Genomic DNA, 25,603 nt, shown 5'->3' with positions numbered 1-25,603 from the left:
CGACCGACCGTTCAGAAAGTAGCGTGCCCCGGGACCAGCGCACACTCGACGAGGAGTCCGCATGGCGACCGCGACGGCCACCGCACCGGCGACCGGGTTCGAAGACTGGGAAGACCGGATCTGCCGCACGTTCGTGCCCCTGCGAGCGACCTGTGACGGCGACACCGCCGGGTTCAGCGGCGACGTCGACTCCGCCGACCTCGGCTCGGTCGCGCTGGCTTCGGTGACCGCGTCGCACGCCGTCGTCGAACGCACCCGCCGCCTGATCCGCCAGGACGACCCCGAGCTGTACAAGTTCGGGCTGCAGGTCAGCGGCACCAGCGTCGTCGAGCAGGACGACCGCCAGGCCCAGCTCACCCCGGGCGACCTGGCCATCTACGACACCTCGCGCCCGTACCGGATCTCCTTCAGCGACGACTTCCGGATGACGGTCGCGATGTTCCCGCGCAAGCTCGTCCGGCTGCCCGAGGACCACATGGCCGGGCTGACCGCCGTCCGGCTGGCCGGTGATTCGGGCCTGGGCGCGCTGATCGCGCCGCTGATGAAGGGCCTGACCGGCGACCTCGGGGACGCGACGACGGTGATCGCGGCCCACCTCGGCGACGCCGTGGTCGACCTGGTCACCGCCGCCTTCGCCCAGCAGCTGCAGCAGCCGCTCGACGCCGGGAGCTCGGCGTCCCGGCGGGCGCTGCGGGCGCGGGTCGGCAAGTTCATCGACGACCACCTCCACGACCCGGACCTGACGTCGAAGGCGGTCGCCGACGCGCACTTCGTGTCCGTCCGGTACCTCCAGAAGGTGTTCGAGGCCGAGGGTGTCTCGGTGTCGGCGATGATCCGGACGCGCCGCCTCGAACGCTGCCGCCGCGACCTGGCCGCCCCGCAGAACCGGGACGTCCCGATCGTGGCCGTCGCGCAGCGGTGGGGGTTCACCGACGCCGCGCACTTCTCGCGGCTCTTCCGCTCCGCGTTCGGGCAGTCGCCGCGGGAGTACCGCAAGAACGCCTGAGGGAGGACGGGCCCGCGGGCCCGGGCACGTCCTCAAAGGACGATCGTGACGACCTTCTCCTCGGTGTTGGCGAGGATGCCGCTCCAGCCGAGCTCGCGGCCGATGCCGCTGGACTTCATGCCGCCCCACGGCAGCGCCGGGTCGATCGCCGCCCAGCCGTTGACCCACACCGCTCCCGCGCGGATCTTCGCGGCGAGGGTGTGCGCGTTCGAGACGTCGCGGGTCCAGATCGTCGCGGCGAGCCCGTACGGCGTGTCGTTGGCGATGGCGATGGCCTCGTCGAGGGTGTCGAACGGGATCACGGCGCCGACCGGGCCGAAGATCTCCTCCTGGGCGATCTTCGAGCTGTTGTCGACGTCGGCGAAGATGGTCGGCCGCACGAAGAACCCGGGTCCGTCGTGCTCGCCGCCCGCGACCAGCTTCGCGCCGGACGCCTTGCCCGCTTCGATGTAGTCGAGCACGCGCCGCCGTTGGTCGGCGTTGACGAGCGCGCCCATGGTCGTCGACTCGGCGAAGGGGTCGCCCAGCACCTGGGCGTCGGCGGCCTGGGCCAGTGCCTCGACGACGGTGTCGTAGTGCGAGCGGTGCACCAGCACGCGGGTGCCCGCCGCGCAGACCTCGCCCTGGTTGAAGAACAGGCCCATGGCGATGCCGTTGATCGCGGCCTCGACGTCGGCGTCCTCGGCGACGATCTGCGGGCTCTTCCCGCCCAGCTCCAGCGTGACGCGCTTGAAGGTGTCCGCGGCGGCCTTCTGGATCAGCCGCCCGACCTCGGGGGAGCCGGTGAAGCTGATCTTGTCGACGTCCGGGTGGGCGACCAGGGCCGCGCCCGCGCCGCCGCCCAGGCCCGGCACGATGTTGACGACCCCGGCGGGGAACCCGGCCTCCTCGACGAGCTTGCCCAGGTGCAGGATCGACAGCGGCGCGTCCTCGGCGGGCTTGACGACGACGGTGTTGCCCGCGGCCAGTGCCGGGCCGAGCTTCCACGCCGCGATCATCAGCGGGGTGTTCCACGGGATGATCGCGCCGATCACGCCCACCGGCTCGCGCACGGTGTAGGAGTGCGTCTTCGCCATCCCCAGGTACCCGGCGGTCGGGATGGTGGCGCCCTGGATCTTGTCGGCCCAGCCGGCGAAGTGCCGGAAGGTGGCGATCGTGTTGGGCACGTCCAGCATCGCGGGCTGCCCGGCGGGCTTGCCGATGTCCAGCGCCTCCAGCCGGGCGAGCTCCTGCGCGTCCCGCTCGACGAGGTCGGCGAGCTTGTTCAGCAGGTGACCCCGCGCGACGCCGGGCGTCTCGCCCCACACGCCTTCGAGCGCGGCCCGCGCGGCCCGGACGGCCCGGTCGACGTCCTCGGCGCTCGCGTCGGCGACCCGGGCCAGCACCTCGCCGGTGGCCGGGTTGAGGTCTTCGAACGTGGCCGCCGCGTCCGTCCAGGCACCGTCGATGAACAACCTGGTGGTGAACCCGGTCCGGGTGTCGGCGGTCAGTGTCATGGCGTCCTCCTGCGGGAAGAAAGGGGTGGCTGCCGCCACCGTCGCAGGAGTCCGCGGCCCGGACTTGCGCGTAACCGCACGCACGTTGTCCAGCGGCGCCCTCAGGCCAGCAGCGGGGCCAGCTGGGCCGCGTGCTCGCGCAGCCGGTCGAGGAGTTCGGTGTTGGGCTCGGCGACGCGGTCCGGGGGCCCGCTGAGCGCCAGCCCGGCCACCAGGGTGCCGTCGGTGACGTCGTGGATCGGGACGGCGAGGCAGCCCCGGTCGGCGTGCAGTTCGCCGCACTGGCGGGCCAGCCGGTCTTCCCGGCAGCGGGCCAGCTCGGCGTCCAGCCGGTCGGCGTCGATGACCGTGTGCGCGGTGAGCTGCCGCAGCCCGCGGACGGCCGCGCGCCAGTCGGCCTGGTCGGCCAGGAGCAGCTTGCCGAGCGCGGACGCGTGCGGGTAGCGGGCGAGCAGCGCCTCGTCGTGCGGCGGGTGGTCGGGGTCGCCGTCGAGCAGGACGATCCGGCCGGTCCGGAAGGACGCCAGGTGCACGCCCCAGCGGACCTGCTGGCGCAGGTGCCCGACGATCGCGCGGGCCGCGGCGGGCGGGCGCGTGGTCACCGGCACGGACAGCCGGGCCGCGCGCCGCCCGAGCGCGAACCCGCGCAGGTCGGGCAGGCGGACCAGGTACCCCTCGGCCACCAGCAGGTTGAGCAGCCGGTAGGTGGTGGCGGGCGGCAGTTTCAACGCCCCCGAGATCTCTTTCGCCGTGACGCCGGGCCCGGCGGCGACGACTTCTTCGAGCACGGCGAGCGCGCTGCGGACCGCCTTGGGCTGGCGGCCGGACAGCGGGGCGGGGTCGGGGCTCACGGCCGGCCGTCCAGCAGGTCTTCGGCGGTGGTCTCGTCGTAGATGCCGATCGCGGCCAGGCTCCGCGGCCGTCGTGCCCGCAGCCAGCCGAACCAGGCCAGCCCGGCCGCGGCGAGCACGGCGAACAGCACCGGGTACGGGCCGTCCACAGTGGACGTCGTGAACACGGTCAGCGCGGCGAGCAGCGCGGCCGCGGTGACCGCCGCCGCGGCGACCGCGCCGCGGGTCAGCTCGCCGATGCGGTGCAGGAACACCGGCGCGGCCAGGCAGACCAGGAAGTAGGCGATCAGGTAGCCGAACCCGGCCACGTTCAGCAGGGTCATGAGCACCTTCGCCGGCGGGACACCGGCGGCCGGCAGTGCCGCGGCCGCGAGCGCGAGCACCGGCACGGTGGCGAGGACCGCGACGTGCGGCGTGCGGTACCGGGGGTGGGTGGCGCCGAGCCGCCGCGGTAGGACGCCTTCGCGGCCCATCGACAGCAGCAGGCGGGCCAGCGTGCCGGCTACGGTCATCGCGCACGCGAAGAACGACGCGCCGATCCCGGCGTCGAGCAGGTAGGACAGCCACGGCAGGTGCTGGGCCGCGGCCAGTGCGCCGACCGGCTCGGCCTGGGCGGCCAGCCCGCCCGGCAGGCTCCGCGCGCCGATCGTCTGCGTGTGGGCGGCGACCAGGTACAGCACGCCGCACAGCGCCGCGGTCCACTGCATGGCGCGGGGGACCGTCCGGAACGGTCGCTTCGCCTCGACGCCGAACGACGTCGCGGCCTCGAACCCGATGAACGCCCCGAGCGCGGGCAGCACCCCGGCGGCGATCCCGCCGAGCCCGCGGTCCGGCGTCGTGAACGGCGACTGCGGCCCCACCCGCACCAGCAGCAGCACGAACACCGTCAGCATCAGACTGATCGACACGGCTTCGGTGACGAGCACGACTCGCCCCGAGAGCCGCACGCCCCGCAGCACGCACACCGTCACCAGCGCCCCGAGCAGGAGCGTGACCACGGCGGCGACCACCCAGCCCGCCGGCAGCCCGGCCCGCTCCAGCCCGCCCCGCGCGTACATCCCGGCGGCGGCGAGGGCGGCCATCGCGAGGAAGCCGTAGCCGATCAGCAGCGCCCAGCCGCAGACGAACGCCGCGACCGGGCCGAGGCCCTTCGCGGTGAGGCTGTAGAGCGACCCGGCGGCCGCCATCCGCCGGGTGAACTGGGCGACGCACACCCCGATCAGCAGGGCGAGCACCAGGGCGGCGGCGAACGACCAGAGCACCCCGGTCCCGGCGTTGGCGGCCGCGATCGCCGGGCTCGCGGCCATCGCCGCCGACGGCGCGGCCCCGGCGACCGACTGCGCGAACACCGGCAGCGGCCCGAGGTTGCGCCGGTCGAGACCGGACATCGGGGACTCCGCGCGCACCGGCGGCAGCAGTCTGGGCGGCAACGACATGGTTCTTCTCCTACCGGGGCGCATCACGCTAACCAAGCTCGATCACGCCGGTATTACGGCCCGGCGCGGGTCCGCACAAGCCGAATGAGAATTTCCGCGGCCGCGTTCCCGCGTTCGGAGAACGCCCTTCGCCGGGTTCCCGGAGGCGGAGACGGGGGTTTGACCCAGCGAGTCCGGTGTCGGCAACGTGTCTCGGCAAGCCTGGGCCGACCGAAGTCCCCATCCTCTCCGGAGGTCCGTCATGGACACGTCCGCGTCCCGTTCCCTTTCCGGCTCCCTCGGTGCCGGTTCCATCGTCTTCATGGTCGTGGCCGCCGCCGCGCCGCTCACCGTCGTCGCGGGCAGCGTCCCGCTCGGCGTCGCGCTGGGCAACGGCGCCGCGTTCCCCGCGACGTTCGCCGTCTGCTGCGTGGTCCTGCTGCTGTTCGCCGTGGGGTTCTGCGCGATGAGCAGGCACGTGCCCGACGCCGGCGCGTTCTACACCTACGTCCGGCGCGGGCTCGGCCGGGCGCCGGGGCTCGGCGCCGCGTTCCTCGCCCTGGTCACCTACACCGCCGTCCAGCTGGCCGTTTACGGCTACCTCGGGGCCACCCTCGACGGCCTGGTCCAGCACTACGGCGGCCCGGCCGTCCCGTGGTGGGCGTACGCGCTGGCGGTGCTCGCCGTCGTCGGCGTGCTGGGCTACCGCCACATCGAGCTGAGCAGCAAGGTGCTCGGCGTGCTGCTGCTGTGCGAGGTCGGCATCGTGCTCGTCTTCGACGCGGTCGTGACCGTGCGCGGCGGGTCGCCGTCCGGGCTGTCCACGGCGCTGTTCGACCCGGCGAAGATCGGCTCCGGCTCGGTCGGCATCGCGATCATGTTCGCCATCGCGAGCTTCATCGGGTTCGAGGCGACGGCCATCTTCCGCGACGAGGCCCGCGACCCGGCCAAGACGATCCCGCGCGCCACCTACACCGCGCTGCTGCTGATCACCGCGTTCTACGCGCTCTCGGCGTGGGCCGTGGTGTCGGCGTGGGGTGACGACGCCGCCATCGCGCAGGCCGGGACCGACCCCGGGACCATGCTGATCACGACGGTCGGCAACTACCTCGGCACCGCGGGCGCCGACGTCGTCCAGGTGCTGCTGGTGACCAGCCTGTTCGCCGCCGCGTTGTCATTCCACAACGTCCTCGCGCGCTACGCGTTCTCCCTCGGCAATTCCGGTGCGCTGCCGTCGCACTGCGGGCGCAGCCACGGCCGCCACGGCTCCCCGCACGTCGCGTCGGTCGTCCAGACGGTCTCGGCGCTGGTGCTCGTCGCCCTGTTCGCCGTCACCGGGATGGACCCGGTCACCCAGGTGTTCTCCTGGATGGCGGGCACCGCGACGCTCGGCGTGCTCGCCCTGATGACGATGACCTGCCTGGCCGTGCTGGTGTTCTTCCGCCGCACGGGCGCCGACCGCCGGGTGTGGCACACCGTCGTCGCGCCGCTGCTGGGCTTCGCCGGGCTGGCCGCCTGCCTGGCCCTGACCATCGGCAACTTCCCGACCCTCATCGGCGGTTCCGCGACGCTGGCCGCCGTGATCGGCTCGGTCCTGCTGGGCGCCTTCGTGCTCGGCCTCGTCCTGCACCGGGTGCTGCGCCCGGTCACCTCCGCCGTCCCGGCTGTCGAACCCGCCTGAACAGGAGCGATCATGACCCTCACCGACGACCAGGTCACCACGACGGCCACCCACCCGCTCGACCCGGTGACCGCCGCCGAGATCACCGCGGCCCGCGGTGTCCTCGCCGAGGCGGGTTTGCTCGGCGACGCCGTGCGGTTCGCGTTCTTCGCCCTCGAAGAACCGGCCAAGGACGAGGTGCTCGCCTTCACGCCGGGCTCGCCGGTCGAGCGCCGCTTCCGGGTCGTGCTGCTGGACCTGGCCGACGGCAGCTCGCGCGACGTCGTCGTGTCGACCACCCGGTCCACTGTGGACTCGGTGACCGGGATCGACCCGGCCGTGTCCGGGCAGCCGCCGATCATCGACACCGAGTTCGAGCTCGTCGAAGACATCGTCAACGGCAGCGAGACGTGGTGTGCGGCGCTGGCCCGCCGCGGGATCGACCCGGCGAGCGTGCGGTCGGTGCCGCTGTCGGCCGGTGCCTACGACGAGCCGGGGGAGGCGGGCCGCCGGATCGTGCGGGTGCTGGGGTTCCAGCAGTTCCACGAGAAGGACCACCCGTGGGCGCACCCGGTCGACGGCCTGGTGGCCTACGTGGACCTGACGCGGCGCGAGGTCGTCCGCGTGCTCGACCACCGCGAGCTGCCGGTGCCCCAGGAGCCGGGCAACTTCGACGACCCGGCGCAGACCGGGCCGCACCGCACGACGCTCAAGCCGATCGAGATCACCCAGCCCGACGGCCCGAGCTTCGCCGTCGACGGCAGCCGTGTCCGGTGGGAGAACTGGGACCTGCGCCTCGGCTTCAACGAGCGGGAAGGCCTGACGCTGCACCAGCTGTCCTTCCACGAGCGGCCGGTGCTGTACCGGGCGTCGGTCGCGGAGATGGTGGTGCCGTACGCGGACCCGTCGCCGGTGCGGTTCTGGCAGAACTACTTCGACTGCGGCGAGTACATGTTCGCCCGCTACACCAATTCCCTCGAGCTGGGCTGCGACTGCCTCGGCGAAATCCGTTACTTCGACGCCACGGTCGCCGACGACCTCGGCGAGCCGCGCACGATCGGCAACGCGATCTGCATGCACGAAGAGGACTTCGGCGTGCTGTGGAAGCACAGCGACATGTTCGCCGGCTCCCACGAGACGCGCCGCCAGCGCCGTCTGGTGATCTCGTTCTTCACCACCATCGGCAACTACGACTACGGCTTCTACTGGTACCTCTACCTCGACGGCACGATCCAGCTCGAGGCGAAGGCCACCGGCATCACCTTCACCTCGGCCTACACCGAGGGCCAGGACTACGCGACGCAGCTGGCGCCCGGTCTCGGCGCGCCGTACCACCAGCACCTGTTCTCCGCGCGGCTCGACATGTGCGTGGACGGCCCGCGCAACGCCGTCGACGAGGTCGAGGCCCAGAGGCTGCCGGTGAGCGCGGAAAACCCGTACGGCAACGCCTTCCGCGAGTCCCGCACCCGGCTGACGTCGGAGTCCGAGGCCGCCCGCGTCGCCGACAACAGCCGGGCGCGCGCGTGGCACATCGTCAACCCGGAAAGCCGGAACCGGTTGGGGCGCAACGTGGCCTACGCGCTGTACCCGGAAGGGCAGCCGACGCTGCTGGCCGACGAGTCGTCGTCGATCCACCAGCGCGCGGCCTTCGCTACCAAACACCTGTGGGTGACCCGGTACGACCCGGCCGAGCGCTACCCGGCGGGCGACCTGGTCAACCAGCACCCGGGCGGGGCCGGGCTGCCGGCCTGGACCGCGGCCGACCGGAGCGTCGACGGCGAGGACATCGTGCTGTGGCACACCTTCGGCCTGACGCACTTCCCGCGGCCGGAGGACTGGCCCGTGATGCCGGTCGACTACGCCGGGTTCACGTTGAAGCCGGTCGGGTTCTTCGACCGCAACCCGACGCTGGACGTGCCGCCGTCGGCGAACGGGCACTGCCACGGTGGCTGACCCGGTCGCCGTGCTGGCCGTGGCCAGCCTGCTGAGCGGACTGGCCGCGCACCCGGCGTGCGGGGTGCGCGGCCGGTGGGCCCACGGGGTGCTCTGCGCCGCGATGGTCGCGATGGCGGTGCCCGGCGTGGCCGTCCTCGGCCCGCTGGCCTGGGCGGGCCTGCTCGGCGGGGTGGCGTACTGGGCGGCGGGGGCGGATCGGCCGGTGCTCGCGCGCCTGCCGGTGCTGGCCGACCTGCTGGCGATGGCCGCGCTGGTGGTCCTGATGCCGCTGGCGGCCGCGCACCCGGGTGCGGTGCCCCACCGGCACGGCGGGCACACCGCGGCCACCACGCCGTCGTTCCTGCCCGTGGTGGTGGTCGTGCTGTGGGCGGCGGCGCGGTGTGCGCTCCACTGGCACGCGCGCGGTTCTCCGGTCCCGGGACCGCGTCGCCTGGCCACCGTCACGGCCGAGGTCACCATGGCCGCGGGCATGCTGCTCATGGTCGGCTGACCGGCCGGTCCTCCGGGTCGGCGGTGTGCCGCGCGGCCAGCTCGGTCCGCGAGCGGACGCCGAGCTTCGCGTAAATCCGCGTCAGGTGGTATTGGACCGTCTTGCCGGACAGGAACAGCTCCGCCGCGACCTCCTTGTTGGACAGTCCGCGCGCGACGAGCTGCGTGACGGCTTCCTCCTGCGGCGTCAGCGCCGTCGCCCCGGTGCGCAGGAGGTTCACCCCGCCCGCCTTCAGCTCGCGGTCGCAGCGTTCGACACAGGTCGTGGCGCCCATGGCGGCGAACCCGTCGCGTGCGGTGGTGAGCAGGACGTCGGCCCGGCCGCGGCGGCCGAGGCGGCGCAGGGTCTGGCCATAGGCGAAGTGCACGCGGGCCTGGTCGTAGCGCAACGGCAGCGCGCCGAGCAGCTCGACGGCTTCGTCGAACGACGCCGTCGCACCCGCGACGTCGTTCCGCGCGCCCAGCAGGCGGCCCCGGGCGGCGGCGAGCCGGGCGCGCGCCGACGCGTGGTCGCGCTTGGCGGCCAGTTTTTCGTGCGGGGCCAGGAAGTCCTCGGCCTCGTCGAGCCGCCCGAGCAGCACGAGGGCGTGGGCGTAGGTGTCGTGCCACGGCCAGTGCCCCGGCTCGTCGGCACTCGACGCCGGCGGACGGCTGGTCAGCGGGTACAGCGCCCGCAGCACCCCTTCGGAGTCGGCGCGCGCCTCGGCGACCTGGGCGCGGGCCAACCGGCTCGGCAGCCGCATGATCGGGTAGTCACCGGTGCCGGTTTCCCCGCGCAGCAACGCTTCTTCGGCGTCGTCCCAGTCCCCGCGCAGCGCGTGCACCGACGCCGAGGTCCACCGCAGCAGCGGCCCGGTGAGCAGGATGCCGGTGCGCTCCTGCAGCTCCAGCGCGTCGCGGACGGTCGTGAGCGCCTCGTCCCACTCGCCGGTCAGGAACTGCGCCCGCGCCAGCCACGCCCGCGCCCACAACGAAATCCGCGCGGAGCCGCCTAGGTAGCTCGTCGGCACCGCGCTTTCCAGGTCGACGCGAGCGTCGTCCACGCGGTCGGTGAGCAGGCCGAGCCAGCCGCGGGCCATCACCGCGCGCTGGGACTGGGCGCCGTGCCGGATCCGCCCGGTGAGCGTCTCGTAGTCCCGCCTCGCCTGTTTGGCGCGGCCGATGCCCGCCAGGCCGAGGCCGCGGATGGCGGCGGCTTCGACGGCGGGCGGGGTGTCCGGCCCGGCCAGCTCGATGGCCCGGTCCGCCCACCGCACGAGGTCGCGGCCGTCGTAGCGGCAGAGGGCGTCCAGGACGTAGCGCTGGCAGATGAGCGCGGCGGTCTCCGGGTCACGCTCGGCGTTGACGATGTCCCACGCGCGCCCCAGCCGGGTGCCCGCCTCGGCGGCCCGGCCGCGGACCAGCGCGAGGTAGCCGAGGACCGCGTCGCGCAGCGGCGTTTCGCGGACGCTCTCCACCTCCGGCGCCAGCGCGGCCGCGCGGAACACGTCCCCGGCGCCGATCAGGGCGTCGACGGCGCGGGTGATCCGGGCCTGCCGCAGGGGCGGGTCGTCGGTGAGCCTGCTCGCGTCGGTGAGCAGAGTGGCCGCGGTGCCCCAGGCGCCCTCGGCGGCCCGTGCCGCGGCGAGGTCGTCGAGCCGGGTGGCCACGTCGGCGTCGGGCACCGGGCTGGCGGCGACGAGCAGCCGCAGTGCCCGCACCGGGTCGTCGACCAGGTCCGCCGCGCGGCGCTGCAGCGCGGCCCGCCGCCGCGGCCCGAGCCGGGCGAGCACGGCGGCGCGGACCATCGGGTCCGGTGGGCCGACGGAGGTCAGGCCGCGCGGCGCGAGCTCGACCAGTCCGGCGGCGGCCGTTTCGTCGAGCATCGGCAGCGGGTCGCCGGTGAGCTCGGCGAGGGCCAGGACGGTCCGGACCGGCGAGCCGTCACCGAGGACCGCGACCGCCTCGGCGAAGCACCGCGCCGGGGGCGAGCAGTCCGCCAAGGCCTGGCGCACGCGGGCATCGACGACGGCCGGTGCGGGCAACACCGGGTCGAAGGTGGTCCAGGTCGAGCGGGGCAGCTCGGCCAGTAGCCGCACGGCGGGTCCTGGCCTGCCCAGGGTGTGCCGCGTCAGCCGCTCGGCCATCGACGGGTGCAGGGCGACGCCGTACGCGGCCGCGAGCTCGGCGATCTCCGCGGCGTCGAGCGGCGGCACCCGGGGCTGGTCGGTCGCGACGCGGGGGAGCAGGTCGAGCACCTCGGCGCGGGCCCGCCGGTCCCCGGTCACCGCGGTCGCCACCACGCGCAGCCCGGCGTCCGGGTGGTGGCGCAGGGCCGACGCCAGTGTCCGCAGGGAGTCCAGGTCGCCGAGCTGGGCGTCCTCGACGACCAGCAGCGTGCCGGGATCGAGGCGCCGGACGAGCTCACCGGCGGCTTCCAGGGGGTCCGGCCCGGTCAGCCCCGGCCAGGCCTGGTCCAGCAGCGCGTACGGCCGGTCGGCCTCCCACTCGGCGCCGGTCGCCCGCAGGCACGGGCCGTCGTGCTCGCCCGCGAGGTGGACGGCGAGCGCCGACGTGCCGATCCCGGACGGCCCGGCGAGCAGGACGAACCGCGCGTGGCCCGCCCGGAGCCGGTGCGCCAGGCCGGTCACGAGGTCCGCCCGCCCGATCAACGGCGGTGCTGCTCTGCTCACGTCCACCTCGTGGTTCGCCTCAGCCGGGATCGCCCCCGGCGACGGGCAGGACGGTGCCGGTGACGTACGAGGCCTCGTCCGAGGCCAGGAACGTGATGGCCGCGGCCTGTTCGTCCAGCGTGCCGTACCGCTTGAGCAATGACGAATCGAGCGTCTGGTCGATGTGGGCCTGGTACCACGCCCGCTCCCGCTCGGTGGCCGGCTCGGGACCGCCCCGCGGGATCCGCCGGGGCGGCGCTTCCGTCCCGCCGGGCGCCGTCGCGACCACGCGGATCCCGGCCCCGGCGTACTCCAGGGCCAGCGACGCGGTGATCGCGTTGATCCCGCCCTTCGCCGCGGAGTACGGGATGCGGTGGATGCCGCGGGTGGCGGCCGAGGACACGTTGACGATCACGCCGCTCCCGCGTTCGGTCATCGACGGCAGCGCGGCCCGGCAGGCGAACAACGTCGTCGTCAGCGACCGCCGCAGCTCGGCTTCGATCTCGGCCGCGGTGAATTCGGTGAACGGCTTGAACCGGATCGCCCCGCCGACGTTGTTGACCAGGACGTCGATCCGGCCGTGCCGCGTCAGGGCGGCCTTCGTGACCGCTTCGGCACCCGCCCACGTCTCGAGGTCCGCGACGACCGGGTGGGCCTCGAGTTCCCCGGCGACGCCCTCGACCAGCTCGGAGCGGTCGGCCAGCACGAGCGCCCCGCCCTCGGCGGCGATCCGCCGCGCGGTCCGCTCGCCGATGCCCTGCGCGGCCCCGGTGATCACGACGACCTTGCCGTCGAAGCGGCCGGGGCTGACGAACGCCGGTCGTTCGGGCGCGCCCGCCATCGCGCGCCGGGTGGTGACCTTGGAGCGTTCGGCGTGCTCGGCGACCAGCCGCCGGGCCGCGGCCCGGTCAGCCGCTTCGAACGCGCTCACGATGTCCAGGTGGTCCTGCGTGCAGCGCGGGTGGCACCAGGTCGCCTTGCGCAGCGTGGTCTCCATGTGGCCCTTGACGCCGAGCGCGCGGTAGGCCTGCAGCAGGTGCTCGTTGCCGGTGAGGCCGAACAGGTAGTCGTGGAAGGCCGCGTTGGTCTCGGTGTAGGCGGCCGCGTCGACGAACCGGTCACCGTCCACATAGGGCACCGTCGACTCGGCCAGCAGCCGGTACCCGGCGAGCTGGCGCGAGGTGAGCCGGCCGATGGTGAGCTCCACCGCGCCCAGCTCCAGCGCCTGGCGCGCCTCGAACACGGCGTCCGACTCGTGCACCGACGGGTGCTCCTCGCCGATCTCGTACCGCCCGGGCTCCGGGGGAGCGGGGAACACGGCCTGCCCGCCGAGTGTCCGCGCGACGGCGGTCTCGGCCTCGGCCGACGGCGGCGTGCCCGCCCGCAACGGCGCGACGGTCGCGACCGGGAACACCGTCTGCCCGGCGAGGGCGCGGCTCGCGCCGGGCACGTTCTCCGGCAGCACCGCGGAGTCCGGCGGCGGCCCGGGCGCCTCGGCCGGTTCGGCGGCGGGCTCCCGCGCCGGGGCGGCGAGGGCGAACTTCTCGTAGTAGAAGCCCGTCGGCTCGATCCCGCCGTCGGCGAAGTGCTTGCGCACGGCCTCGACCATCGGCGGCGGCCCGCACAGGTAGACCGCGACGTCGCCGCCGTGCAGGTGCTCGTCGCGCAGCAACGTCGTGACGTACCCCTTGTTGGGCGCGGAACTGCCCGGATCCGCGACGCAGTGGTCCCAGGTGAAGCCTTCGACCTGCGCGGCCAGTTCGGTGAGGGTTGCGGTCTCGACGAGGTCGTCGTCGGTGCTCACGCCGTAGACCAGGTGCACCGGCCGGGTCGACCCGGTGGCCCGCATGGTCCGCAGGATCGACAGGATCGGGGCCAGCCCGGTGCCCCCGGCCAGCAGCAGCACCGGGCGGTCGGTCTCGCGCAGGAAAAAGCTGCCGTGCGGCCCGGTGAAGGACAGCTCGTCCCCGGGCTTCGCGCGTTCGGTGAGGTACTCCGACATCACCCCGCCCGGGGTGAGCTTCACGAGGAAGGTCAAGCTCTTCTCGTCGGGGGCGTTGCTGAACGAGTAGGACCGGGTCTGGTCGGTGCCGGGCACGGCGATGTTGACGTACTGGCCGGGCAGGAACGCCAGCGCGTCCCGGTCGGGCGTCTCCAGCGTGACGGCCACGGTGGTCGGGGAGAGCCGCTCCAGCGCGGTCAGTGTCGCCGGGTGGGTGGCGGCTTCGGTCTTCGCCACCGCGGACGTGCTCGCGATGCGCAGCACCAGGTCGGACTTCGGTTTCATACTGCACGGCAGCACGTACCCGCGGCCGGCCTCGTCCGCGGTGAGCGCGTCGTCGATGTAGGTGCCGCCGTCGTACTCACCCGACTCGCAGAACGCCTTGCACGTGCCGCAGGCGCCGTCGCGGCAGTCCAGCGGGATGTTGATGCGCTGCCGGTAGGACGCGTCGGCGACGGTCTGGTCCGGCGCGCAGGTGATGAACCGCGTGACCCCGTCCTCGAAGGACAGCGCTACCTGGTGCGTCATGGCGGGCCCTCAGATGTGGTAGACGTCGACGACGTGGTGGATGTAGTCGTTCTTGAGCACCACGGTCTTGCGGCGGATCAGCGGCGCCGCCCCGGAGAAGTCGATGGTGTAGAACGAAGTCCCGTAGTACGGGTCGACGGTCTTGTACCGGAAGTACATGGTGTGCCAGTTGAACCGGACGTCGACGACGTCGCCGCGGCGCTCGATCAGCTCGACGTTGGTGATGTTGTGGCTGGTGCGCGGCTCCGGGATCGACGTCGCGCTCGAGCGCTCGGTGCGGATGCGGAACACGCGGTCCTCCAGCCCGCCCTTGTTCGGGTAGTAGATCAGCGAGATCGACGACTGCGGGTCTTCGGTCAGCAGGTCGTCGTCGCCCCAGGACGGCATCCAGTAGACGACGTCGTCGGCGTAGCACTCCAGCCACTTCTCGAACTCGCGGTCGTCCAGGTAGCGCGCCTCGCGGTAGAGGAACTGCTCGACGTCGTGCTGCGTGATCGTCTTTTCCGCGGTGGTCATCGCGTCTCTCCTCGTTCGGCGGCGATCGCGGCCCGCATGGTGTCCCGCCAGTAGCCGTGCTGGACGGGGTAGAGGCCCTCGTCCTCGTTCTTCTTGCCCGCGGAGATGACGCCCTTCATGTCCAGGGCTTCGGCGACCTCGTCCGGGCCGGTCAGCCAGTGCTTCGCGCCGCGGCTCATGTCGTTCCACGGCGCGGCCGTCGCGCGGAAGGTGAGCTGGCAGGAGCGGAACTCCTCCAGGTCGTCGGGGGTGGCCATGCCGGAGGCGTTGAAGAAGTCCTCGTACTGGCGGATCCGCCACGCGCGGGCGTCGGCGCTCTCGCCCTTCGGCGCGATGCAGTAGATGGTGACCTCGGTCTTGTCCGGCGCGATCGGCCGGAAGTGCCGGATCTGGGTGGAGAACTGGTCCATCAGGTACACGTTGGGGTAGAGGCACAGGTTGCGGGAGCCGCGGACCATGAACTCGCCCTTGGCGTCGCCGAACTTCGCCTTCAGCTCGGCCATCCGGTTCCACAGTGGACGGTCCTGCGGGTTGCCCGCCCACGTCCACAGGCACAGGTGCCCGTGCGGGAAGGACCAGTAGCCGCCGCCGGACTTTCCCCAGCTGCCCGCGTCGAGGGTCTTGGTGTCGTTCTTGGACTCACCGGTGTTGCGCCGCGCGGTGGTGGCGGCGTAGTTCCAGTGCGTGGCCGTGACGTGGTAGCCGTCGGCGCCGTTTTCGGCCTGCACCTTCCAGTTGCCGTCGTAGGTGTAGGTCGACGCGCCGCGCAGCACCTCCAGCCCGTCGGGGGACTGGTCGACGAGCATGTCGATCACCTTGGTCGTGTCGCCGAGGTGCTCTTCGAGGGACAGGACGTCCGGGTTGAGGCTGCCGAAGAGGAAGCCGCGGTAGGAGTCGAACCGCGCGACGCGGGTCAGGTCGTGCGAGCCGCCGGTGTCGAAGGAGTCCGGGTAGCCGGCGCCGTCGGGGTCCTTGACCTTGAGCAGCTTGCCGTCGTTGCGGAACGTCCAGCCGTGGAACGGGCAGGTCAGCGTGGTGCGGTTGTCGGTCTTGCGGCGGCAGATCATCGCGCCGCGGTGCGCGCACGCGTTGATCAGGCAGTGTAGCTCGCCGTCCTTGTCGCGGGTGAGCACGACCGGCTGACGGCCGATGTAGGTGGTGAAGTAGTCGCCGGGGTTCGGCAGCTGGCTCTCGTGGGCGAGGTAGATCCAGTTGCCCTCGAAGATATGCTTCATCTCGAGCTCGAAGACTTCTTCGTCGGTGAAGATCCGCCGGTTGGCGCGGTAGACGCCCGCCTCGGGGTCTTCGACGACGGCGTCGGCGACGACCGCCGACAGGTGCTCCAGCTGTTCGGTCATGGCTTCGAACGGTGACAGGCCGTGCCGCCGGTCACACGAGGCAAATACCCAGTTCTGACCTAGGGTGCTATTGATAACGAGCATCGATCAATCTGCGGAAAACAAGTCTTTGTCTTCGATCAATGTCGCTCCCTACCGTGGGGTGACGGCGACGAGGGCACGGGAGGAGGCAGCCATGGAACTGCGGCACCTGCGGTACTTCGCCACCGTCGCCGAGACCTGCCACTTCGGCAAGGCGGCCGACCGGCTGCACGTGGCCCAGCCGGCGCTGTCCCACACGATCCGGCAGCTGGAGGACGAGCTCGGCGTCGCGCTGCTGTCCCGCACGACCCGGCAGGTCCGGGTCACGCCGGCGGGGGAGTTCTTCCTCGACGAGACCCGCCGGGTGCTCGACGCCGTCGACAGCGGCGTCCGCGGCGTCCGGCGCATCGGTGAAGGCCAGCTCGGCCTGGTCCGGATCGGCTTCACCGGCACGGCGGCGTTCTCGCACCTGCCGCACCTGGCCCGCGCCGTCGGGCACCGGGTGCCCCAGGTCGAGCTCGAGGTTCGCGCCGACCTGCTCACCGTCGACCAGTGCGACCTGCTGCGGGCCGGCACGCTCGGCATCGGGGTGCTGCGCCCGCCGGTGGCCGGCGAAGACATCGGCTTCCGCGTCATCGAGGTCGAACCGCTGGTCCTCGCCGTGCCGGCCGACCACCGGCTGGCCGTCGAGCCCGTGGTGGCGGTGGCGGACCTGCGCGCCGAGCCGTTCGTCACCTACGACGGCCGCAACTCCGTGGTCCACGAAGCCGTCCTCCGCAGCTGCCGCGACGCGGGCTTCACCCCGCGCCGGGTGCACGAGGCACCCGGGACCGCGGTCCTGCTGGCCCTGGTCGCCGGCGGACTCGGCGTCGGCGTCGTGCCGGCTTCGGCGCGGTCGCTGCCGCTGGCCGGGGTCGTCTTCCGCGACCTGGCCGGCGCGGCGACCGTCGAGCTGGCGCTGGCCTGGCACCGCGAATCCCGGTCCCCGCTCGTCACGACCGTCCTCGACGCGCTCGAGGACGTGTTCCCGTCCGTCCGACCCGAGGACACCCGATGAAGATCACGCGGGTGGAGGCGATCCCGTTCGCCATCCCCTACCGCAAGCCCCTGCGGTTCGCCTCCGGCGAGGTGCACACCGCCGAGCACGTCCTGGTGCGGGTGCACACCGACGACGGCGTCGTCGGGGTCGCCGAGGCACCGCCGCGGCCGTTCACCTACGGCGAAACCCAAGCCGGGATCGTCGCCGTCATCGAGACGCTCTTCGCGCCGCAGGTCGTCGGGCTCAGCCTGCTCGACCGCGAGACCGTCCACACGCGACTCGCCCGCACGGTCGGCAACCCGGCCGCGAAGTCGGCCATCGACATGGCCATCTGGGACGCGCTCGGCCGCTCGCTCGACGTCTCGGTGACCGAGCTGCTCGGCGGCTACACCGACCGCATGCGCGTCTCGCACATGCTCGGGTTCGCCGAACCGGCCGCGATGGTCGCCGAAGCCGAGCGGATGCGCGACACCCACGGCATCACGACGTTCAAGGTGAAGGTCGGGCGCCGCCCGGTTTCCCTGGACACCGCCGTGGTGCGGGCGTTGCGCGAAGGTCTCGGCGACGACGTCGGCCTGTACGTGGACGGAAACCGCGGCTGGACGGCGGCGGAGTCGGCGCGGGCGATGCGCGAGATGGCCGACCTGGGCCTGCTCTTCGCCGAGGAGCTCTGCCCGGCCGACGACGTGCTCGGCCGCCGTTGGCTCGTCGCGCAGCTGGACGTGCCGTTCATCGCCGACGAGTCCGCGGTGACCCCGGCCGACGTCACCCGCGAGATCCTCGGCGGGTCGGCCACCGCGGTGAGCATCAAGACGGCGCGGACCGGGTTCACGCGGTCGCAGCGCACGCACCACCTGGCCGAGGGCCTCGGCCTGGAAGTCGTGATGGGCAACCAGATCGACGGCCAGCTGGGTTCGGTGTGCACGGTCGCGTTCGGCGCGGCCTACGAGCTGACGTCGCGGCGGCCGGGCGAGCTGTCCAACTTCCTCGACATGAGCGACGACCTGCTCGCCGAGCCGCTGTGCATCAGCGACGGCGAGCTCGCCGTCCGCCCCGGCGCCGGGCTCGGCGCCGACCTCGATCCCGGCAAGGTCCGGCACTACCGGCAGGACCGCTGACCCCACCACGAATCAAGGAGGATTCATGACCGCCATCCACGAAACCGCCACCGCCGCCGCGTCCGGGGCCAGCGCGACCGAACGCTTCAAGTCCGACAAGCTCGCCGGCGTCGCGAACACGCCGAAGGAGCGCGTCAGCCTGCTGGCCCGCGAAGTCCTCGAAGCCGTGCACAGCACGATCCGCCGGAACAAGGTGACCTACGACGAGTACAACGCGCTGAAGTCGTGGCTGATCAGCGTCGGCGAAGACGGCGAGTGGCCGTTGTTCCTGGACGTCTGGGTCGAGCACGTCGTCGAAGAGGTCGCCACGGAACACCGGCAGGGCAACAAGGGCACCATCGAAGGCCCGTACTACGTGCCGGACGCGCCCGAGCGCGGCGCCGCCGGTTCGGTGCCGATGCGCCCGGACGAGCCCGGCACGCCGCTGGTCTGGACCGGCCGGGTCACGTCCACCGACGGCACCGCGCTGGCCGGTGCGAAGGTCGAGTTGTGGCACGCCGACGCCGAAGGCTTCTACTCGCAGTTCGCCCCGGGCATCCCGGAGTGGAACCTGCGGGCGACGTTCACCGCGGACGCCGACGGGAAGTTCGAGATCCGCACGGTCCGCCCGGCGCCGTACCAGATCCCGACCGACGGCGCGTGCGGCAAGCTCATCGCGGCGGCGGGCTGGCACGCGTGGCGCCCGGCGCACCTGCACGTCAAGGTGTCCGCGCCGGGCCACGAACTGCTGACCGCCCAGCTCTACTTCCCGGGTGACGAGCACAACGACGACGACATCGCCTCGGCGGTCAAGCCGGAGCTGGTGCTGGCGCCCCACCCGGCCGCCGACGGTCACGGCGAAGCGGTCGAGTACGGCTTCGTCCTGGACCCCGAGGTCAATTGAGGCCGCCGCGCCACAGATAGGCGTCGCGCAGGGCGGCGATCAACGCTTCGTCGTCGACTTCGGAGGGGAGATCGCCCATCGGCAGCCAGATTTCGGCGGAGCGCCGTCCGGCGTGGACGCGGATGAGAGTGACACCCGAATAAGAAAGTGTCTCGTCTTGACCGTCCACGCCGGAAAACGACACGCGGCGGGTCTCCGCCCGCACGAGGACCTGCCGTTGGTCGTTCATGCCGTGCTCTTCCCGGACGCGACGGTCGTGGCTGCCTCTCAAGGATAGCCAGCGGACGGCCGCACGCCTGCGGGCGAACAGCGGATTTTCCGTCCACCTCAGTTCAGGGACCGCTCGCGGCTCACCATTCCCGCTGTTTCCCGTCGCTGTCCGTTTACTGTGCGAAGCGCTCGGCGGGCGAATTGACCGGTACCTATCTTTTGTCCTGTCCGACGAAAGTCGGTACCGCGGGTCCCGGCCCCGGCCCAGGCTCGACCGCGCCGGATCACCGTCCCCCGCGAAAGTGAGCCACGGTATGCCAACCCGACCCCTGTTCGCCCGCTCCGCCACCGCCTTGGCGGCCGCCGCCGCGGTCGCCGGGTTCCTCACCCCGGCCGCCACGGCCACGACCATCGACGGCTACTCGCCGACCGTGCAGCGCGAGGCCGTCGCCTCCCTCGCCGCGGACGCCGGGATCAGCGAGTCCGCCGCTGTCGCCCTGCTGCGCACGCAGGCGGCGAGCGTCGACACCCTGCACGCGGTCACCGCGTCACTCGGCGCCCGCGCCGCCGACGGCTACCTCGACGCGGCCGCGAAGCCGGTCGTCAACGTGCTCGACCAGGCCGCCGCCGACCAGGTCACGGCGGCCGGGGCGCAGGCCCGGCTGGTCAAGCACTCCAGCGCGGCGCTCGCGAGCGCGCAGGAAGCGTTGCAGGCCTTGCCGACCGTCGCGCACACCACCGTCGGCCTCGACCCGAAGACCAACCAGGTCGTGCTGACCATCGCCGACGCGGCCAAGGGCACGGACGCGCTGCTCAAGACCGCCGCGTCGCTCGGTGACCGCGTCCGCGTCGAGCGCGTCGCCGGGGAGATGCACACCGCGATCTACAACGGCGAAGCCATCACCGGCGGCGGAACCCGCTGCTCGGCCGGCTTCAACACCAACCGCGGCGGCCAGAACTACGTCATCGACGCCGGTCACTGCACGCGCGCGGTGTCCCAGTGGAACATCGGCCCGTCGCAGGGCGCGAGCTTCCCGAACAACGACTACGGCCTGATCCGCAACACCAGCGGCAGCGCACCCGGCGCGGTCACCCTGTGGAACGGCTCCACGCAGCGGATCAGCTCCGCCGGCACCGCGACGGTCGGGCAGCGGATCAGCAAGAGCGGCAGCACCACGCACCTCACGTCGGGCTCGGTCCAGCGGCTGAACGTCACCGTGAACTACGCCGAAGGCTCGGTGTACCAGCTGATCCAGACCAACGCGCTGGTCAACCCCGGCGACTCGGGCGGCTGCCTGTTCGCCGGCAGCGTCGGCCTCGGCATCACCTCGGGCAAGGGCGGCGGGTCGTCCTACTTCCAGCCGGTGGGCGAGGCGCTGAGCGCGTACGGCGTCAGCCTGAACTGACCGCGGGATCTCCGGCGGCCGTCGTCAGTCGCGGCGGCGGCCGCCGAACACCATCCGGTAGCCGACCAGGATGATCAGCGCGCCGAGGATCGCCAGTCCCCACGTCCGCAGGTCGAAGAACGTGCCGATCTGCGTGTGGAAGAGCGTCTTGCCGACCCAGCCGCCGACGAACGCCCCGCCGATGCCGAGCAGGATCGTGATGATGCAGCCGCCGGGGTCCTTGCCCGGCATGAGGGCCTTGGCGATGATGCCCGCGATGAGGCCGAGCACGATCCAGCTGATGATCCCCACGGGGAGTCCTCTCGTTCGCCCGCTGTCCTGACGGCACAGGATGGCAGCCACCCGCCCGCGCGGCGCGGTGAGCCACGCCGACGTGACCCGGATCTCAGCCGGTTTTTGTCGTACCCCGCCGGTAGCGTCGGGCGCATGGTGCTGTCCAAGGAAGAACGAGAAGAGTTCCTGGCGCAACCCCACATCGGTGCGCTGTCGGTCGTCGAGCGGCCCGACCGGGCGCCGCTCACCGTGCCCATCTGGTACCAGTACACGCCGGGCGGGCCCCTGTGGGTGCGCACGGCGCCCGGGTCCCGCAAGGCCCGCGCGATCGCGGCGGCCGGCCGGTTCAGCCTGATGGTGCAGCGGACGACGCCGTCGGTCCGGTACGTCTCGGTGGAAGGGCCGGTGACGGGCCCGGAGCCGGACGACGCCGAGCGGGCCCGCGAGATGGCCGCCCGCTACCTGCCGCCGGACCAGGTCGACGGGTTCCTGGCCTACGAGCGGGAGCACCTCGGCGAGCACGCCGTGCTGTACCTGCACCCGGAGCACTGGCTGTCGGCCGACCTCGGCCCCGGCTGAGCCGCGGGCTCAGGTGGTGAACCCGCCGTCCACCGGGAGCACCACCCCGCTCAGGTGGCTCGCCCGGTCGCTGAGCAGGAACGCCGCCGCGGAACCGACTTCGGCGCCCGTTCCCGCCTTGCGCAACGGCGTCGCCGCGATGCGGGCCTCCACCCCGCCGGGGATCGTGCGGCGCAGCTCGTCCAGCATCGGTGTCTCCGTGGGACCCGGGGCGATCACGTTCACGCGGACGCCGAGCGGCCCGAAGTCGTGCGCGGCGGTGCGGGTCAGGCCGATCACGGCGTGCTTGGTGGCCTGGTAGGCACCCATGCCCGAACTGCCGCGCAGGCCGCCGATGCTGCTCACGTTCACGATCGAGCCGGACCCCTGCCGCTCCATGACCGCGATTTCCGCGCGCAGGCACAGCCAGGTGCCCTTGACGTTCACCGCCATGATCCGGTCGAAGTCCTCTTCGGACACTTCGTCGAGGCGTCCGCCCTGGCCCATCGCCGCGTTGTTGAACGCGCCGTCGAGGCGGCCGAACCGCGCGACCGTGGCGGCCACGAACTCCGCGACGCTGGCCGCGGAGGAGACGTCGCCGGTCGTGTGGGCGACGTCGTACCCCTCGGCGGAGAGCTTCTCCGCGAGCTCGGCCAAGGGCTTCTCGGTGCGGGCCACGAGCATCACGGACGCGCCGTCCGCGGCGAACACGCGCGCCGCGTCCGCGCCGATGCCGGAGCTCGCTCCGACGACGAGCACGACTTTTCCGGTCAGCAGGCTCATGCGTTTCCTCCTCGCAGGGCCAGCATGGCCCGGGCGTCGGCGGGCGTGGCGATCGGCTTGCCGAGATCTTCGACGACCGCGCGGATCTTCCGGACCTGCTGGGCGTTGCTCTCGGCGAGCTGCCCCTTGCCGATCCACAGGCTGTCTTCCAGGCCGACCCGGACGTGGCCGCCGAGCCACGCGCTGTGCGTGCCGAAGCTCAGCTGGTCGCGCCCGGCCGCGAAGGCCGAGAAGTAGTAGTCGTCGCCGAAGAGCTTGTCGGCGATCCGGACCATGTGCTCCAGGTTCGCGTGGTCGGCGCCGATCCCGCCGAGGACGCCGAACACGCCCTGGATCAGCAGCGGTGGTTTCGCGAGCCCGAGGTCGGCGAAGTACGCCAGCGAGTAGAGGTGCCCGATGTCGTAGCACTCGTACTCGAACCGCGTCCCGGCCGCACCGAGCGTCCGCAGGGTGTCCTCGATCCGGTCGAAGGTGTTCACGAACGGGTTCGAGTACGTGTTGAGCACGTACGGCTTTTCCCAGTCGTGCTTCCAGTCCGTCACCTTGCCGGCGATGCCGGAGTAGACGAAGTTCATCGACCCCATGTTCATCGACGCCAGTTCGGGTTTCAGCTCGCGCGCGGCGGCGAGCCGCTGGTCCATCGTCATCGACGACGCGCCGCCGGTGGTGATGTTGACGACGGCGTCGGTCTGCGCGGTGATCCGCCCGACGATCTTCTCGAAGACCGCCGGGTCGGCGGTGGGCCGCCCGTCCGGTTCCCGGGCGTGCAGGTGCACGACGGCGGACCCCGCTTCGATGGCTTCCAGTGCGGCGTCGGCGACTTCGTCGGCCGACAACGGCAGGTACGGGCTCTGCGACGGGATGTTCACCGAGCCGGTGATGGCGGTGGTGATGATGACCTTTTCGGCCGGGCGCATCAGTTCTCCTCTTCGGCGAGGGCGCGGTAGGCGTCGAGCTTCGCGTCGTCGAGCGGGCCGACCAGGGTCAACGCGACCTGCGTCGCCCCCGCGTCGTACTGGGCCCGCACCGCGTCGCGCACCTGACCGGGCGTGCCGCAGGCGACGAGCGCGTCGACGAGCCGGTCGGACCCCGGCGGAGCCAGGTCCGCTTCGGTGAAGCCGAGCCGCGTCAGCTTGGCGATCTGGTGGGGGAGCGTCAGGTAGTAGGCCAGCCGCTCCCGGGCGACTTCGCGGGCGGCGGCGCGCGACCGGCCGACCACCGCCCACTGCACGACGGACAGGAAGAGCTCCCCGACCGTCTCGCGCGCCCAGCGGGTGTGTTCCGGCGTGACGAGGAACGTGATCAGCCCGTCGGCCCGCTCGGCCGCGAGCCGGGTGATCCCGGCCGAGTACGCCCCGAGCACCCGCGGCACTCCGGGCGCGACCTTGTCCACGCCGTCGAGGTACTCGCGCAGGAACGGCAGGGGCCCGATCCCGCGTTCTCGGACCGCTCCGCTGACCCCGAGCCCCAGCACGTACCGGCCGGGGTACCCGGCGGCGAGGTCTCGCGCCGCCGACCCGGCCGACTTCGGGACGCGTTCGAGCGCGCGGGCCACGCCGTTGCCGACGACCAGCCGGTCCGTCGAGGCCAGCACGAGCGCCGCCGTCGTGAACGCCTCGCGCCCGGTGACCTCCGGGATCCACACCATCCGGTGGCCGTACTCCTCGAGCGTCCGCACGAAGCGCACGACGCCGTCGTGGTCGAGGTGGTCCAGCTCGGCCACCGACAACGCCGTGCGCGGCAAGGAAAGCGTCATCCCGCGGCGTCCCGGAACGCCCGGACGAGCCCGCGCGCGGCTTCGGCCAGCATCGTCGTGTCGTTGCTGAGCAGGACGAAGTCGCAGCCCTCCCGCACCGCCTGCGCGGCTCGCTCGGGAACGCTGCCGAACGCGAGCCCGCAGCGCTTCCCGGCGTCGTGCGCCGCCGAGATCGCCGAGGCGACCAGGTCGAGCACGTCCGGCGAGGACGGCGTCGACCCCATCGACATCGACAGGTCCGCCGCCCCGACGAACACCGCGTCCACGGTGTCCAGCGCCAGCATCTCCGGCGCCGCCTTGATCGCCTCGACGCTCTCCAGCTGCGGGATGCAGAGGACGTCCTCGTTGCCTTCGGCGAGGTATTCGGCGTTCGGGCGCAGGCCCCACGCCCCGGCGCGGCTGGTGCCTCCGGCGCCGCGGACGCCGTGCGGCGGGAACCGGCACGCGCGCCCGACCGCCGCCGCCTCCTCGACGGTGTCGACGTGCGGGACGAGGATGCCCTTCGCGCCCGAGTCGAGGATCTTCTGGATCGTCGACGGCGTCTTGTCCGGCACCCGCACCAGCGGCGTCATGCCGAGCGCGGCGGCCGTGTTGATCAGCCGGTACGCCGTCTGCAGATCCAGTGGCGCGTGTTCCAGGTCGACGACCACGAAGTCGAACCCGGCGAACGCCATGATCTCGGCGGGTTCGCCCGAGGCGATCTTCAGCCACGTCCCCACGGGGGTGTGCGGGCGGGTGAACAGCCCGCCACCAGTGCGCGCGCTCATGGCATGGGGTAATCGTCGGCGTTCAGGACCCAGCCGGGTTTCTCCGAGAAGTCCACCCGCGGCGGGCTGAAGATGTCGATCAGCTGGTTCACGCCGGGGTCGCTCGCCTCGGACGTGTGCACGGTCGGCGGCGGGATGATCGTCACCGACGGGCTGCCGATCCGCACGTGCTCGTCCTCGCGCCAGGTGGAGCTGTCGGGCAGCCACGGCGTCCGGATGTGGTGCACGTATTCCCCTTGCACGGCCAGGGAAAGCTGTTCGAAATCGTCGTGGTGGTGCGGCGAGAGCTTGCGCGGGTCGCGCGGGCCGTCCTGCAGCGGCAGGAAGTTCACCATGAACGAGCGCGTCCGGAAGATCCGCCCGAACCGCTTCGGGTCGTCCGGCACTTCGGACAGCGGGTAGAAGCGGACGCGCTGTTCGGCGGGGGCAGGCCACCGTTCGAGCAGCGCGACGCGCGGGTGGTCTTCGGCGTAGGCGTCCGCGTTGGCCGGGCGGTCGCGCCACGCGGGCTCGGTCGCCTCGACCAGCCGGACCAGCGGGCCGTCGCCGTGCACGCTGATCCGCGACGCGCCGGGCGGGACGACGACCAGGCCCGGCGAGTCCACTTTGGTCGTTCCATCCGCGGTGAGCACGGTGAACGCGGGGGAGGCGTCGGTGACCACGATCGCGAGCTCGCCTTCGAGCGTCCCGTTGTCGAGGTCGTCGCCGTCACGGGCGTCGGTGTGGATCAGGATGACGTTCTGCGCCCGCACCACCGGGGTGGCGCGCAGGTCGAGGTACTGGGCGGCGGCGATCGCGTCGCCGGTGTCCGGGCGGGCCGCAGTGGCCAGGCTCGAGCGAGGATCGTCCTTTTCGTACACG

General features: G+C 72.5%; 23 protein-coding genes. 9 read left to right on the top strand and 14 right to left on the bottom strand.

Going from position 1 to position 25,603, the window contains the following annotated elements:
* The first annotated feature begins 61 nt into the window (after window positions 1-61).
* Window positions 62-1,006, top strand: a complete 945-nt coding sequence (locus tag QP939_RS42625; protein ID WP_285452392.1) for an AraC-like ligand-binding domain-containing protein — start codon at window positions 62-64, stop codon at window positions 1,004-1,006.
* Between the two features lie 32 nt (window positions 1,007-1,038).
* Here the strand turns inward: QP939_RS42625 and styD are convergent, their stop codons facing one another.
* The 3 genes from styD to QP939_RS42610 all read right to left on the bottom strand — a co-directional run bounded on the left by styD (window position 1,039) and on the right by QP939_RS42610 (window position 4,789).
* A complete protein-coding gene (gene styD / locus QP939_RS42620) occupies window positions 1,039-2,502 on the bottom strand; it encodes a phenylacetaldehyde dehydrogenase StyD (protein ID WP_285452390.1) in 1,464 nt (487 codons plus the stop codon).
* A gap of 101 nt (window positions 2,503-2,603) precedes the next feature.
* Window positions 2,604-3,353, bottom strand: coding sequence for an IclR family transcriptional regulator (locus QP939_RS42615; RefSeq protein ID WP_285452389.1), 750 nt, complete (start codon window positions 3,351-3,353; stop codon window positions 2,604-2,606).
* Complete coding sequence (locus QP939_RS42610) at window positions 3,350-4,789, bottom strand: APC family permease (protein WP_285452388.1); 1,440 nt, start codon at window positions 4,787-4,789, stop codon at window positions 3,350-3,352. Before QP939_RS42610 ends, QP939_RS42615 begins: the two co-directional genes overlap by 4 nt.
* 241 nt (window positions 4,790-5,030) lie before the next feature.
* On the opposite strand from QP939_RS42610, the gene QP939_RS42605 reads away from it, so the two are divergent.
* The 3 genes from QP939_RS42605 to QP939_RS42595 are packed head-to-tail and all read left to right on the top strand — an operon-like array spanning window position 5,031 to window position 8,874.
* Window positions 5,031-6,449 (top strand): APC family permease, encoded by a 1,419-nt coding sequence (locus QP939_RS42605; protein ID WP_285452387.1) that lies wholly within the window; start codon window positions 5,031-5,033, stop codon window positions 6,447-6,449.
* 12 nt (window positions 6,450-6,461) lie between these two features.
* Window positions 6,462-8,381, top strand: a complete 1,920-nt coding sequence (locus tag QP939_RS42600; protein ID WP_285452386.1) for a primary-amine oxidase — start codon at window positions 6,462-6,464, stop codon at window positions 8,379-8,381.
* On the top strand, window positions 8,374-8,874 hold the full coding sequence (locus QP939_RS42595) for a DUF5134 domain-containing protein (RefSeq protein WP_285452385.1): 501 nt from the start codon (window positions 8,374-8,376) through the stop codon (window positions 8,872-8,874). Before QP939_RS42600 ends, QP939_RS42595 begins: the two co-directional genes overlap by 8 nt.
* Here QP939_RS42595 and QP939_RS42590 read toward each other — a convergent pair.
* Genes QP939_RS42590 through benA form a run of 4 tightly spaced genes read right to left on the bottom strand, consistent with a single transcriptional unit; the run spans window position 8,861 to window position 15,928 of the window.
* Entirely contained in the window at window positions 8,861-11,545 is a 2,685-nt protein-coding gene (locus QP939_RS42590) for a LuxR C-terminal-related transcriptional regulator (protein WP_352248875.1), read from the bottom strand. The two genes, QP939_RS42595 and QP939_RS42590, sit on opposite strands and share 14 nt — an antisense overlap.
* 19 nt (window positions 11,546-11,564) lie before the next feature.
* On the bottom strand, window positions 11,565-14,054 hold the full coding sequence (benC, locus tag QP939_RS42585; protein WP_285452384.1) for a benzoate 1,2-dioxygenase electron transfer component BenC: 2,490 nt from the start codon (window positions 14,052-14,054) through the stop codon (window positions 11,565-11,567).
* A 9-nt stretch (window positions 14,055-14,063) separates the two neighbouring features.
* On the bottom strand, window positions 14,064-14,570 hold the full coding sequence (benB, locus tag QP939_RS42580) for a benzoate 1,2-dioxygenase small subunit (RefSeq protein WP_285452383.1): 507 nt from the start codon (window positions 14,568-14,570) through the stop codon (window positions 14,064-14,066).
* Window positions 14,567-15,928 (bottom strand): benzoate 1,2-dioxygenase large subunit, encoded by a 1,362-nt coding sequence (gene benA / locus QP939_RS42575; protein ID WP_285452382.1) that lies wholly within the window; start codon window positions 15,926-15,928, stop codon window positions 14,567-14,569. Before benA ends, benB begins: the two co-directional genes overlap by 4 nt.
* A gap of 175 nt (window positions 15,929-16,103) precedes the next feature.
* On the opposite strand from benA, the gene QP939_RS42570 reads away from it, so the two are divergent.
* The 3 genes from QP939_RS42570 to catA are packed head-to-tail and all read left to right on the top strand — an operon-like array spanning window position 16,104 to window position 18,989.
* Entirely contained in the window at window positions 16,104-17,006 is a 903-nt protein-coding gene (locus QP939_RS42570) for a LysR substrate-binding domain-containing protein (RefSeq protein ID WP_285452381.1), read from the top strand.
* Window positions 17,003-18,106, top strand: a complete 1,104-nt coding sequence (locus QP939_RS42565; RefSeq protein WP_285452380.1) for a mandelate racemase/muconate lactonizing enzyme family protein — start codon at window positions 17,003-17,005, stop codon at window positions 18,104-18,106. Before QP939_RS42570 ends, QP939_RS42565 begins: the two co-directional genes overlap by 4 nt.
* A gap of 25 nt (window positions 18,107-18,131) precedes the next feature.
* Entirely contained in the window at window positions 18,132-18,989 is an 858-nt protein-coding gene (gene catA, locus QP939_RS42560; RefSeq protein ID WP_285452378.1) for a catechol 1,2-dioxygenase, read from the top strand.
* Here the strand turns inward: catA and QP939_RS42555 are convergent.
* A complete protein-coding gene (locus QP939_RS42555; RefSeq protein ID WP_285452377.1) occupies window positions 18,982-19,218 on the bottom strand; it encodes a hypothetical protein in 237 nt (78 codons plus the stop codon). The genes catA and QP939_RS42555 overlap by 8 nt on opposite strands.
* Window positions 19,219-19,513: 295 nt before the next feature.
* On the opposite strand from QP939_RS42555, the gene QP939_RS42550 reads away from it, so the two are divergent.
* On the top strand, window positions 19,514-20,605 hold the full coding sequence (locus QP939_RS42550; protein ID WP_285452375.1) for a S1 family peptidase: 1,092 nt from the start codon (window positions 19,514-19,516) through the stop codon (window positions 20,603-20,605).
* A 24-nt stretch (window positions 20,606-20,629) separates the two neighbouring features.
* On the opposite strand, the gene QP939_RS42545 is transcribed toward QP939_RS42550, so the two are convergent.
* A complete protein-coding gene (locus QP939_RS42545) occupies window positions 20,630-20,896 on the bottom strand; it encodes a GlsB/YeaQ/YmgE family stress response membrane protein (RefSeq protein WP_285452374.1) in 267 nt (88 codons plus the stop codon).
* Between the two features lie 135 nt (window positions 20,897-21,031).
* Between QP939_RS42545 and QP939_RS42540 the strand changes: the two genes are divergently transcribed.
* Window positions 21,032-21,457, top strand: coding sequence for a pyridoxamine 5'-phosphate oxidase family protein (locus tag QP939_RS42540; protein ID WP_285452372.1), 426 nt, complete (start codon window positions 21,032-21,034; stop codon window positions 21,455-21,457).
* A gap of 9 nt (window positions 21,458-21,466) precedes the next feature.
* Here QP939_RS42540 and QP939_RS42535 read toward each other — a convergent pair whose 3' ends face one another.
* The 5 genes from QP939_RS42535 to QP939_RS42515 are packed head-to-tail and all read right to left on the bottom strand — an operon-like array spanning window position 21,467 to window position 25,602.
* Window positions 21,467-22,219: an SDR family NAD(P)-dependent oxidoreductase gene (locus tag QP939_RS42535; RefSeq protein WP_285452370.1), complete on the bottom strand. Its 753-nt coding sequence runs from the start codon at window positions 22,217-22,219 to the stop codon at window positions 21,467-21,469.
* A complete protein-coding gene (kce, locus tag QP939_RS42530; protein ID WP_285452368.1) occupies window positions 22,216-23,136 on the bottom strand; it encodes a 3,5-dioxohexanoate:acetyl-CoA acetone transferase in 921 nt (306 codons plus the stop codon). Before kce ends, QP939_RS42535 begins: the two co-directional genes overlap by 4 nt.
* On the bottom strand, window positions 23,136-23,975 hold the full coding sequence (locus QP939_RS42525; RefSeq protein ID WP_285452366.1) for an LLM class flavin-dependent oxidoreductase: 840 nt from the start codon (window positions 23,973-23,975) through the stop codon (window positions 23,136-23,138). The genes kce and QP939_RS42525 overlap by 1 nt, the downstream gene beginning before the upstream one ends.
* Complete coding sequence (locus QP939_RS42520) at window positions 23,972-24,742, bottom strand: HpcH/HpaI aldolase family protein (RefSeq protein ID WP_285452364.1); 771 nt, start codon at window positions 24,740-24,742, stop codon at window positions 23,972-23,974. Before QP939_RS42520 ends, QP939_RS42525 begins: the two co-directional genes overlap by 4 nt.
* On the bottom strand, window positions 24,739-25,602 hold the full coding sequence (locus QP939_RS42515; protein ID WP_285452362.1) for a cupin domain-containing protein: 864 nt from the start codon (window positions 25,600-25,602) through the stop codon (window positions 24,739-24,741). Before QP939_RS42515 ends, QP939_RS42520 begins: the two co-directional genes overlap by 4 nt.
* Window position 25,603: the final 1 nt, after the last annotated feature.

The organism is Amycolatopsis nalaikhensis, from assembly GCF_030264295.1.
Lineage (GTDB): Bacteria > Actinomycetota > Actinomycetes > Mycobacteriales > Pseudonocardiaceae > Amycolatopsis > Amycolatopsis nalaikhensis.
Note: the sequence above shows the minus strand (reverse complement) of the source record. Positions and strands in the feature narration are given on the sequence as shown.

Coding starts and splice junctions, on each gene's coding strand:
- catA (WP_285452378.1), top strand. CDS start 18,132: ATGACCGCCATCCACGAAACCGCCACCGCCGCCGCGTCCGGGGCCAGC.
- QP939_RS42540 (WP_285452372.1), top strand. CDS start 21,032: ATGGTGCTGTCCAAGGAAGAACGAGAAGAGTTCCTGGCGCAACCCCAC.
- benC (WP_285452384.1), bottom strand. CDS start 14,054: ATGACGCACCAGGTAGCGCTGTCCTTCGAGGACGGGGTCACGCGGTTC.
- QP939_RS42555 (WP_285452377.1), bottom strand. CDS start 19,218: ATGAACGACCAACGGCAGGTCCTCGTGCGGGCGGAGACCCGCCGCGTG.
- QP939_RS42625 (WP_285452392.1), top strand. CDS start 62: ATGGCGACCGCGACGGCCACCGCACCGGCGACCGGGTTCGAAGACTGG.
- QP939_RS42610 (WP_285452388.1), bottom strand. CDS start 4,789: ATGTCGTTGCCGCCCAGACTGCTGCCGCCGGTGCGCGCGGAGTCCCCG.
- QP939_RS42600 (WP_285452386.1), top strand. CDS start 6,462: ATGACCCTCACCGACGACCAGGTCACCACGACGGCCACCCACCCGCTC.
- benB (WP_285452383.1), bottom strand. CDS start 14,570: ATGACCACCGCGGAAAAGACGATCACGCAGCACGACGTCGAGCAGTTC.
- QP939_RS42535 (WP_285452370.1), bottom strand. CDS start 22,219: ATGAGCCTGCTGACCGGAAAAGTCGTGCTCGTCGTCGGAGCGAGCTCC.
- QP939_RS42520 (WP_285452364.1), bottom strand. CDS start 24,742: ATGAGCGCGCGCACTGGTGGCGGGCTGTTCACCCGCCCGCACACCCCC.
- benA (WP_285452382.1), bottom strand. CDS start 15,928: ATGACCGAACAGCTGGAGCACCTGTCGGCGGTCGTCGCCGACGCCGTC.
- QP939_RS42605 (WP_285452387.1), top strand. CDS start 5,031: ATGGACACGTCCGCGTCCCGTTCCCTTTCCGGCTCCCTCGGTGCCGGT.
- QP939_RS42570 (WP_285452381.1), top strand. CDS start 16,104: ATGGAACTGCGGCACCTGCGGTACTTCGCCACCGTCGCCGAGACCTGC.
- QP939_RS42550 (WP_285452375.1), top strand. CDS start 19,514: ATGCCAACCCGACCCCTGTTCGCCCGCTCCGCCACCGCCTTGGCGGCC.
- QP939_RS42565 (WP_285452380.1), top strand. CDS start 17,003: ATGAAGATCACGCGGGTGGAGGCGATCCCGTTCGCCATCCCCTACCGC.
- QP939_RS42525 (WP_285452366.1), bottom strand. CDS start 23,975: ATGACGCTTTCCTTGCCGCGCACGGCGTTGTCGGTGGCCGAGCTGGAC.
- styD (WP_285452390.1), bottom strand. CDS start 2,502: ATGACACTGACCGCCGACACCCGGACCGGGTTCACCACCAGGTTGTTC.
- kce (WP_285452368.1), bottom strand. CDS start 23,136: ATGCGCCCGGCCGAAAAGGTCATCATCACCACCGCCATCACCGGCTCG.